General features: G+C 36.2%; 5 protein-coding genes and 3 tRNA genes. All 8 read right to left on the reverse strand.

Features of this window, described 5'->3' with window-relative positions:
• Positions 1-82: 82 nt before the first annotated feature.
• The 8 genes from recC to rep all read right to left on the reverse strand — a co-directional run bounded on the left by recC (position 83) and on the right by rep (position 10,021).
• Positions 83-3,370 (reverse strand): exodeoxyribonuclease V subunit gamma, encoded by a 3,288-nt coding sequence (gene recC, locus PF272_RS11390; RefSeq protein ID WP_271142849.1) that lies wholly within the window; start codon positions 3,368-3,370, stop codon positions 83-85.
• A gap of 105 nt (positions 3,371-3,475) precedes the next feature.
• On the reverse strand, positions 3,476-5,209 hold the full coding sequence (locus PF272_RS11395; RefSeq protein ID WP_271142850.1) for an FTR1 family iron permease: 1,734 nt from the start codon (positions 5,207-5,209) through the stop codon (positions 3,476-3,478).
• Position 5,210: 1 nt separating this feature from the next.
• A complete protein-coding gene (gene efeB, locus PF272_RS11400) occupies positions 5,211-6,452 on the reverse strand; it encodes an iron uptake transporter deferrochelatase/peroxidase subunit (RefSeq protein ID WP_271142851.1) in 1,242 nt (413 codons plus the stop codon).
• Positions 6,453-6,524: 72 nt separating this feature from the next.
• On the reverse strand, positions 6,525-7,343 hold the full coding sequence (gene efeO, locus PF272_RS11405; RefSeq protein WP_271142852.1) for an iron uptake system protein EfeO: 819 nt from the start codon (positions 7,341-7,343) through the stop codon (positions 6,525-6,527).
• 190 nt (positions 7,344-7,533) lie between these two features.
• Positions 7,534-7,610: transfer RNA gene (locus tag PF272_RS11410), tRNA-Arg, on the reverse strand.
• Positions 7,611-7,675: 65 nt separating this feature from the next.
• Positions 7,676-7,752, reverse strand: a tRNA-Arg gene (locus PF272_RS11415).
• Positions 7,753-7,762: 10 nt separating this feature from the next.
• Positions 7,763-7,855: transfer RNA gene (locus PF272_RS11420), tRNA-Ser, on the reverse strand.
• A 150-nt stretch (positions 7,856-8,005) separates the two neighbouring features.
• Positions 8,006-10,021, reverse strand: coding sequence for a DNA helicase Rep (rep, locus tag PF272_RS11425; protein ID WP_271142853.1), 2,016 nt, complete (start codon positions 10,019-10,021; stop codon positions 8,006-8,008).
• Between the last annotated feature and the right edge of the window lie 126 nt (positions 10,022-10,147).

Consider the following 10,147-nt stretch of genomic DNA (forward strand, 5'->3'; position numbering starts at 1 on the left):
TTAAACAAGAAAGTATCTTCAATTTAGATACTTTCTTTCCCCTCCCCTACCTATATTAATTAACCGGATGCATTTCCTCTTATTATAGCGATTGTAATTTACACATCATCTCAAACCAATTTAAAAATCCACTTTTAATGGCTTGATAGTCTAATGTTGATGTTTGGAGTAAGATCCTTTGCCAATATTGGTATTGTTTATTTTCTGGCTTAATTTGATTTAATTTAAGTAGCAAAGTATCCATATCATTTTCTTCTTCACTAAAGAATTTAATAAATTCATCTAGGTCATAAGTAGGAATCAAACACATCTCACGTTGTGCCATTAAATAGTCTTGGATATAAACTTCCATTTGTGCAAAGGCTTGCTCATAATTAAGTGGATCAAAATTCAGTTTAGTAACAGTACCCGCATCTAAGCCAAAAAATTGTGAACTTTGTGCTTGACCAACAATTTGTAACAACAGGTGATTAATCCATAATTTAATCTGTTCCTGTTCTCGAATTTTACCTACACGCCAACTAATAAATTGATCTTGATAGAGTGAATCAATTTGTCCTTGTAAAATTACGGTTTGCTGGCTAAATGCAAATGGTAGCGCAATTTTTAAAGATTCTGCTTCTGTAATACGATAATGCTCTATTTCATCCCATAGCGCACTGCAATTTTGTTCTAACTCTGCTTGTGATAAAAACGTAAAACCTGCTCGTGGTAATAGCCCTTCACATTTCGCTTTCTCAAATTCAGCTTGCCAATTACTCTTCTCTTGTTGCAACAATCGATCTTTAAGTTGATATTGTGCCAAACCATTCAACGCAAAGACTTCACTTTCCATCAATGTATCATCTTGTTGTTGCAGAAAAACGCCTAATCGCTGCTCAAAAAAGTAACGTTGTGGTGCTACTAGGAAACGAATTAGGTCGTCTAGCTCAATAATTTGTGTTTGCTCCTCTTCTTGTAATAGTGATATAGGTTGTACAAACGGAACCATTCGCTGCTCATGTATTTGAGCCATAGCCACTTCTGCCCATTCTTGTGCATAAGAAAAGTGAGGTTCAATAAAATTAGTTGGACTAAAAATAGTTGCTGGGTAGGTAAACTTAAGCTGATTAATCACTTCTGGATCAGAAAGATTCTCGCTCAGATAATCAATTAGTTGATTCACTAACACGGAAGGCTCATATTCTGTATTATCAATAATAGAATAACCTACATAGCTAATATATAACCTTTCTCTTGCTGACAAGAGCGCTTCAAGAAAGAGATAACTATCATCTTCTCGGCGAACACGATCCCCTTTTTGTAACTGGTATTGCATAATGTCAAAGCTATTGGTTGTTAATTGCCGAGGGAAATCCCCTTCATTCATACCTAATAAGCAAATCACTTTAAATGGAATCGCACGCATCGGTAATAAGGTACAGAAATTCAACTGCCCCATCAGAAAATGCACACTATTATCTTGCTCGTTTAATTTTGCTTGTAGCAACTGACTAATAATTTCGGCATCAAGTGCTTCACTATATTGGCTTTCGGTAGCAGTATCTAATACTTGCTGTGTCACTTGCTTCAATAAAGCAATCGTTGCACTGTTTGCTGTTGTATCAAAAAAAGTATCAATACAATACAAAATCGTTGTACGCCATATTTCAATAGCACACGTTTGCTGCAACAGTTGGTACCATATTTGCAACGCTTCAATAAACTGAGCTAATTTTCCAGCAATTTTTCCTTGCAATCCCTTACTATAATCAAAGCCAACTGTATCTTGCCAAACACCAGCTTCATTTTTTAAGGCATAACCAAGCAGCATCCTTTCAACGCCGTTTTGCCATGCATTATAATTTGGCACATCTTGGTCTTGATATTTCTCTAAACCAAAACGAATACCCGACTGCACAACCCACTCACGAATTTGTTGTAACTCCTCAGCATCAATCGCAAAACGTTGCCGTACACAGTCCACATCTAATAATGCTAATACTGATTCTACTGAGAATAACGATTCTTTCAGTTTAAAAAACTGTAAGAAAGCAGCAATTACAACATCACTTTCCGTCACTTTGCGATCAGAAATTGCAAATGGAATATGGCGATTATCCGCAGAATTATATTGGGAAAATACGGCTTGAATATAAGGTGTATAGCGATCAATATCCGCCACCATTACCACAATATCTTTTGGCGTTAATGTCGGATCTTCAGCAAACATTGCTAATAAATTATCGTGTAACACCTCTACTTCACGCATTGGACTATAACAGGCGTGGAAACTGAGTGAATGATCGCCAGCTTGATAAACTAATTGCTGATCTTGCAGATCTAATTCAAGAATATGCTTTTGAATTTGCTGCAATAATCCTTGTTTTTCAGGCGTTACATATAACTCTATTTCTTGTGGCTCTGCTTGCGTTAATGAATATAAAAAATCTCGTCCTAATTTTCCCCATGCAGCTAATAACGGATGACCAACCGATAAGGATTCATCATAAACCGTCTTGATCACAGATGATTGGGTTAGCTGTTTCAGTTTTAATTTTTCAAGATAGCGATGATCAACAATATCCCCCCAATAATAACGGCTAAGGCTATTAAAAAAGAGATGTACATCCAGATGGTCACTTAATGCTTCCAATAATGTCAAAAACATTGGTGGCAAAGCTGAAATACCAAAAATACAAATTCGTTTCGGTAAATATTTCGGTTTATACCCCTGTGCTAATAAATTCAGATAATGCTGATATAAATTTGCACGATGCCAAACCGATTCTTCCTGATTATTGCTCGTAATATCCTCAATTAATTTACGCCATAAAATTGCCTGCCAGGTAAAATCAGACAAGATCGTTGGTAAAATTGATTGGTAACGAGTGGAAATCTGTTGTGCAAGAGGTTGTTTAACTTGTTCAAACTCACCAGCCTCCCACTGATTAATCCAATCTGGTCGATATACTAAATATTGGTCAAACAGATCGGCAATTTTTTCTGCTAATTGAAATAACTTTAACTGTGTAAACTCTTGTCCTAGATAATTCTGTAAACTTTTAAACTCAGATAATGGCAACAACTCAGGAATAATCCGCATTAAACGCCAAACTAATGCTTCTTTACGGAATAAATTTTTTTCACCCGCAGCAGGAATACTCTCTTTGTATAATTGCCAAATAAAGGTTGAGGGCATTGGAAATGAAAAATTAGCTGCAATTCCAAAGTGATCCGCTAACTGAATTTGTAACCATTGCGCCATTCCTGGACTTTGTACCAAAATAATCTCACTAGAAAAGGGATCGTCTAATGGTTGTACCTCTAATAAGCGAATCAAGAGCTGCTTTTGATATTCCAATTGATTAGCGTAATACACCGTAAACATTTTTCTTCTAACCTCACCAATATTATCGCTACCATTGTAAACGAATCTCTATTCAATCGGTAATAAAAAAGGGAGCTAGACGCTCCCTTAAAATTCTTATTTACTCTATGCCGTTGCAGGTTCATGATGTTGTAACCATTTTTGTAATAACAAAATTAAACCAACATAAATCACTTGTGCTACGACTGTTTCAACGGTGGCATAGAAACCTAACCATTCAATATTTGGTAATAGATCTACAATTGTTGTCGGTAAAATCTTAGTGAGCTGTAACGCATGCACACTTACGCCTAAGATCTTGAATCCTAACACATACAATACCCAAGTTAAGATTTTAAACATCGTTGGTACAGGCAATTTGACCGAGCTTTTTAAAATAATCACCGCAAGAATTGCCAAAATCACAATCGCGATGCCTACTCCTAAAGCGAAGGATTCTGTACTAATATTCGGTAAAATACCTACATAAAATAGAATAGTTTCTGCCCCCTCACGAAATACCGAAAGGAAACTTAATCCAAATAAAGAAACAAAACTTCCAGTGGTTAATGCTTTGCCCATATGTTTCTTAATATAAGCCTGCCATGCTTTTAGTGAAGATTTACTATGTAACCAAGCACCTATGGTTAAAATCATTAATACAGCAACGATACCTACACCACCTTCAATAATTTCCCGATTTGTACCTGAACTTGCTGTTGGGAATAAACGTTGTAAAGCAAATGCCGCCACAATACTTAATAATATTCCAGCAATAACCCCTCCACTGACCCACTTATAGCCTTGAGGACGATTAGCCACACGTAACGCACTCACTAATGCCATCACAACTAACAATGCTTCTAAACCTTCACGCAGTAAAATTAACATCGCATCTATCGCAGTATAACTTGCAGCAGGATTAATTAACGCTAATTGATCGATCAGCTGTTGTAAATTGGCTTGATATTTAGGTTCTTGACCTTTTGCCAAAATAACAGGAATTTCACTTTCTACCCGTGTATAGAGCGAACCATCTCGAGTGCTGACATCACCCTCGATTGTTGGCCAAATCTCAATAAATGTCGTCAGTTTTTCTTGCGCTGTTGCATTGTCCTGTTGTTGAAACGCTTGCAAGCCCTCTTTTAATAATGCAACTCCATCACTTAACTGATAATTTCCCGCTACATTTTCTGTTTTCTTACCAGATAAGAAATCCGTAAATTGTGTCGCAATTTTTTGTGTATTTTGCTCTACGCGTTGATAATCTAATGGTTCGGTTTCAATCGCTACACGCAGTAACGCTAAAGCGGTTTCTATCTTGCCATAATAGTTCATATCAACATCACGAACTAAACGTTCATTTTTCACCCAAATGCCATTAAATAAGCGGTATTGTTGCTGTAAAACATTGCTATCTGGTTGCCCCTTATTCTCTGCCACCACTTTTTGCCAATGCTCAAATGCGGGAACAATCCGTTTTTTAAATAGTTTTTTCTGCTGTTCAATATCTAATGGATGTTGTTCCTTATCAAAGGCAAGTAAGGCAGAAGATAAAGCGTTTAAATCCGATAAATCAGCCGTATCTAATGCTTTAGTCAACTGTTCCAATACAATTTTGCCCGCTGGCGAAGTATGTTCTGGAATAGCAATAAATTGTTGTTGGATTTGTTCAATCTCTTGTTTTGCTTGTTCTGGATTATTCTCTTTAACAGCACTCATTGCATCAGATAATTGGATAAAGAGCGGACTTAAATTAAATTTTGTTTCCGCCATTGTTACTGTTGCTAGACATAACAACAGTAAACAAATAAATCCATGCAATAAAAATTTATAAGCAGAGAAGCGCCTAAATTCCATCTTATGCTCCTAATAATCCTTGACCAATAAACTCACCCTCTTTTACCCCAGGGAAACACGCAAATAGGCCACTACCAATATGCGTAATATATTCATTCATACGATCCACATTACCTAGTGCATTTTGGATCGTAATAAATTGGTCTGGATCCTTTTGATAACAAATAAAGAGTAAACCGCTTTCAAATTGCCCTGTACGCGCATTAATACCATCTGAATAAGAATAAGCACGACGTAAAATCTGTTTGCCTGTTTTATGTGCTAAAGCAGAATGAGAATCTTCTGGAATCATTGGTTTACCGTGATGATTTTTTTTCTCTAAATCTAACGGAGCAAATTCATCATGTTCCCCAATCGGCGCGCCCGTAGTGCGATGACGTCCAAAAGTACGTTCTTGTTCTTTATAGCTTGTTCTATCCCAAGTTTCTAAATGCATCACAATTTTACGCACTACCATATAACTACCGCCTTTCAACCAATCAGGTTGATCCACCCATACTTGACCAGCAGTATCCTTCAATGTATTAGCATTCGCTGTACCATCTTTAAAGCCAAATAAATTGCGTGGCGTATCAGTCGGTTTATCTGCAGAAATAAAGCCAGATTGACTCCATTTCATCGTTACATTAGATCGAGCAACTCGAACAAGTTGGCGTACGGCATGAAATGCAACTTGTGCATCATTCGCACAGGATTGAATACAAATATCACCGCCACTAAATTCTGGTCTTAATTGATCTCGTGGGAACAGTGGCAGATCTTTAAATGCAGTTGGTGCCTTCTCTTGTAACCCAAGTTTAGTTAAAAATGAAGGCGATACACCAAAGGTTAAGGTTAAACCATAGGCAGATAAATCATCTGCTTCCCCAGTATCAGCTGGCGGTACAAAATGATTTTTAGAATATTCTTTAACATTGTTTCCTTGCGTTAAACGTTCCGCATAGCGAGTCCATGTTTTAAAAACTTCTCTAATTTCATGCAAATTATCGGTAGCAAGATCTAATACTAGAAAATAAACGTATGTTTGTTGTGGAGTTAAAATACCTTGCTGGCGTTCACCATAAAATGGATAAGTAATATCCGAAAGACAGTGTTTATCGATAGGTTTATTGGCTTCTGCTGCAGTTGTAGTTTGTGTTGTTAAAGTCAATCCAGCCACACTACCACCTAACATTACACCTGTTTTTTTCAAAAATTGGCGGCGTTCATTATTCATAACTACTTTTTCTTCAATATGTTTCATCTTTGTATATCCCCAAAAAGGAAAAACCACTGTTCCTAAAAACAGTGGTTAATAATCTAACATAGATCTTCTTTAATTTGCTTCATCAAGAATAACGCCCATTTGAGCAAGCGGTTCACCTAATTTATTAACTGCTTCGCCTAATACTCTAGTATCTTCTTTTGAAAGATCAGTATATGGCTTATAGTCATGTTTACCGACTTTGTATTTATCTAATAAGCTATTTACATTGCTAAATTGCTTATCTAACTCTTTCACTAACTTAGCATCTTTCTTTTCGAGTTTTGGTTTGAGGATCTGATAAATCTTTTCTGCACCTTCAACATTGGCTTTGAAGTCATAAAGGTCTGTACGAGAGAAAATCTCTTCTTCACCTGTAATTTTACTAGTAGAAACTTCATTCAATAAGTCAACTGCACCTTGAACCATCAAATCGCCTGTTACTTCGACTGTTGGTACTTTTGCACGTAACTCTTTCACATCATTTAATAATTGATCCGCAATCTGTTCTGTACCTTTTGTTGTATTTTCTGTCCAAAGGATTTTTTCGATTTTATGGAATCCTGACCAAATTTGGTCTTTTTCTAAATCTGCTTCACGAGCATCAATACGAGGATCTAAATCACCAAAACTTTCTGCAATTGGCTCTGAACGTTCATAATACATTCTGATCAACGGGTAAGCTTTCTTCGCTTCTTCTAATTTTCCAGCTTTTAAATCAGCAACAAATTGTGTAGTACCTTTCACAAGTTCATCAATTTGTTCAACAACAAATGCTTGATATTGTTTAGTTTCTTTAGATAAATCAACTGGTGCTGCAAGAAGAGTATTTGAAAAAAGAACGGTTGATGAGATGAAAGTTGCTAATGCAAGTTTTTTTAAATTTGACATAAATTGACCTCATATTGAGCGTAAATGAAAATTAATCGCATATAGGTTATGTAAGTTATGGCAAATAATAATTAATGTCAATATTATTTAATAAAAAATAGTAGATAGTGATAAATACTATATTGTTATAGCTATAGTTAAATCTAAGGAGAATAAAGGAAATGTTAGAAATTCTAGATAAGTAGTGAAATGGCGCATCCGAGAGGATTCGAACCTCTGACCGCTCGGTTCGTAGCCGAGTACTCTATCCAGCTGAGCTACGGATGCGCTGATAAGATAATTTTTACCGAATAACATTTATTCTTTTAATTCACTCTAGAGTAGCAAGTAAATGGCGCATCCGAGAGGATTCGAACCTCTGACCGCTCGGTTCGTAGCCGAGTACTCTATCCAGCTGAGCTACGGATGCGTCGAATAAATGGCGGTGAGAGAGGGATTCGAACCCTCGATAGAGTTTTAAGCCCTATGCACCCTTAGCAGGGGTGTGCCTTCAGCCTCTCGGCCATCTCACCTCGTTCGGTTGAGACGCTATAATATGGATTTTAGAGAATAAGTCAACGCTTTTTTATGAAAAAAACAGTTTTTACGCTCGATTGAATGGATTATCATCAAAATACCTAATTTATAACCAACTCACGCTTATTTCCTCAAGCGCAACCACTTTAATTATCAGTTAATAATGCCTTTAATCTGGCAAATCCTTGCTGTCTTTGTGCTTGTTTTTGTTGTTCCGTCAAGGGTGGTTTATCTTTTTCCCAAACAAGATCATCTTGTGGTAACTCTAAAAGAAAACGACTTGGTTCTGTATGAATCATCTCTCCCATTTGTCGACGAGTTTTACAACGAGAAAAAGTTAATTCTTTTTGCGCTCTGGTAATTCCTACATAAGCTAATCGTCGTTCCTCTTCAATATTATTATCGTCTATTGAGTTTTGGTGTGGCAAAATACCTTCTTCCATGCCAATTAAATAAACATAAGGAAATTCTAATCCTTTAGAGGCATGTAATGTCATTAATTGGACTTCATCACCGCTTTGTTCATTCTCATTACGCTCCAACATATCGCGTAACGTTAAGCGTAACACAACCTGTGATAACGTCATTGGCGGATTAAATTCATCTCCTTCTAACATATCATGTACCCACTGTAATAACATCGCCACATTGCGACTTTGCATTTCTGCCGCTTTAGGATTATTTGCCTGCTCATAAAGATAAGTTTCATATTGTAATTGAGCAAACATTTCTCGGATCGCTTGTTGAGGCTCGCTCCGCTCTACTTGATCTGATAATTTCACAATCCATTCAGCAAAATCATGTAAGGCTGTATATGCTTTTGCGGTAACACGCTGAATTAGTTCAAAATCAAAAATCGCTTCAAATAAAGAACAATGTTTTTCTTTTGCTAACTTACCTAGCTTTTCTAAAGTTGCCATACCAATTTCACGACGTGGTGTATTAATAATTCGAATAAAAGCAGAATCATCATCTTGATTCACCAATAAACGTAAGTACGCCATCACATCTTTGATCTCTATACGAGAAAATAGTGATGTTCCCCCTGAAATTTTATAGGGAATACGGTTTTGCATTAAAACCTTTTCTAATAGGCGTGATTGATGATTGCCCCGATAGAGAATGGCATAATCTCGATAAGTTGTCTTATGTAAAAAGCGATGTGCGATAAGTTCACCAACAATACGTTCAGCTTCGTGTTCTTCGTTTTTTGCTTCAATAACCTGTAATGGTTCTCCCATGCCTAATTGAGAAAATAATTTTTTAGCAAACACATGATCATTGTTATCAATCAGAATATTCGCACAATGTAAAATCCGTTGTGTAGAACGGTAATTTTGTTCTAATTTAATCACCGATAAATTAGGAAAATCATCCCGTAAACGAACAATATTCTCAGGTTTTGCGCCTCGCCAAGAATAAATAGACTGATCATCATCACCAACTACTGTTAATTTTGCTTGCTCACCTACCAATAATTTGATGAGTTCATATTGGCTGGTATTTGTATCCTGATATTCATCAACCAATAGATAACCAATTTTTTTCTGCCATTTATTCCGGACCTCTGTATTATGCCGCAATAATAAAGTAGGCAGCATTATCAGGTCATCAAAATCTAAAGCATTATAAGCGTGCATTTGCTCAACATATAACTGATAACATTCAGCAAATGTGCGATCTATTGGCGTCTTCGCAAGTGCTAATGCTTGTTTTGGTAAAATTAAATCGTTTTTACAACCAGAAATATATTGTATAAGTTGAGCCAACTTCTCTTTATCTTCTAACAGAAATGACTTGGTTAATTCCTGTAATAATCCTTTTTGATCATGTTCATCAAATAAAGTAATACTTGATTTAAGCCCTAATGCTTGATGTTCTCTTTTGATTAAATCAAATCCTAAAGTATGAAATGTACATACCGTGAGCCCTTTACTCTTTTGACTGCCAATTGATTGAGCAACACGCTCACGCATCTCTCTTGCTGCTTTGTTGGTAAAAGTAACCGCTGCAATCGTATTCGGTAAATAATGACAATGTTCAATTAAATAAGCGATCTTATTAATAATAACTCGAGTTTTACCTGAACCAGCCCCCGCCAAAACTAAACAGGGAGTATCAATTGTTGTAACTGCTTGTTGTTGTTGTGGATTTAATTTCATTCGCTCTATCAAAAAGTAATAATTAACAAAGTTATTTCAAATGCCGTATTCTAATCAGAATAAAATAAGACGTCATTTTATTATAAAAAATAAAACCCGCCTAAAAAGACGGGTCTTATTCATTTG

This window comes from Gallibacterium faecale (assembly GCF_027920745.1).
Lineage (GTDB): Bacteria > Pseudomonadota > Gammaproteobacteria > Enterobacterales > Pasteurellaceae > Gallibacterium > Gallibacterium faecale.

What these genes read in the sequence shown, in the direction of transcription:
- efeB (WP_271142851.1), bottom strand. Translation starts at nt 6,452, where the DNA reads ATGAAACATATTGAAGAAAAAGTAGTTATGAATAATGAACGCCGCCAA.
- efeO (WP_271142852.1), bottom strand. Translation starts at nt 7,343, where the DNA reads ATGTCAAATTTAAAAAAACTTGCATTAGCAACTTTCATCTCATCAACC.
- PF272_RS11395 (WP_271142850.1), bottom strand. Translation starts at nt 5,209, where the DNA reads ATGGAATTTAGGCGCTTCTCTGCTTATAAATTTTTATTGCATGGATTT.
- recC (WP_271142849.1), bottom strand. Translation starts at nt 3,370, where the DNA reads ATGTTTACGGTGTATTACGCTAATCAATTGGAATATCAAAAGCAGCTC.
- rep (WP_271142853.1), bottom strand. Translation starts at nt 10,021, where the DNA reads ATGAAATTAAATCCACAACAACAACAAGCAGTTACAACAATTGATACT.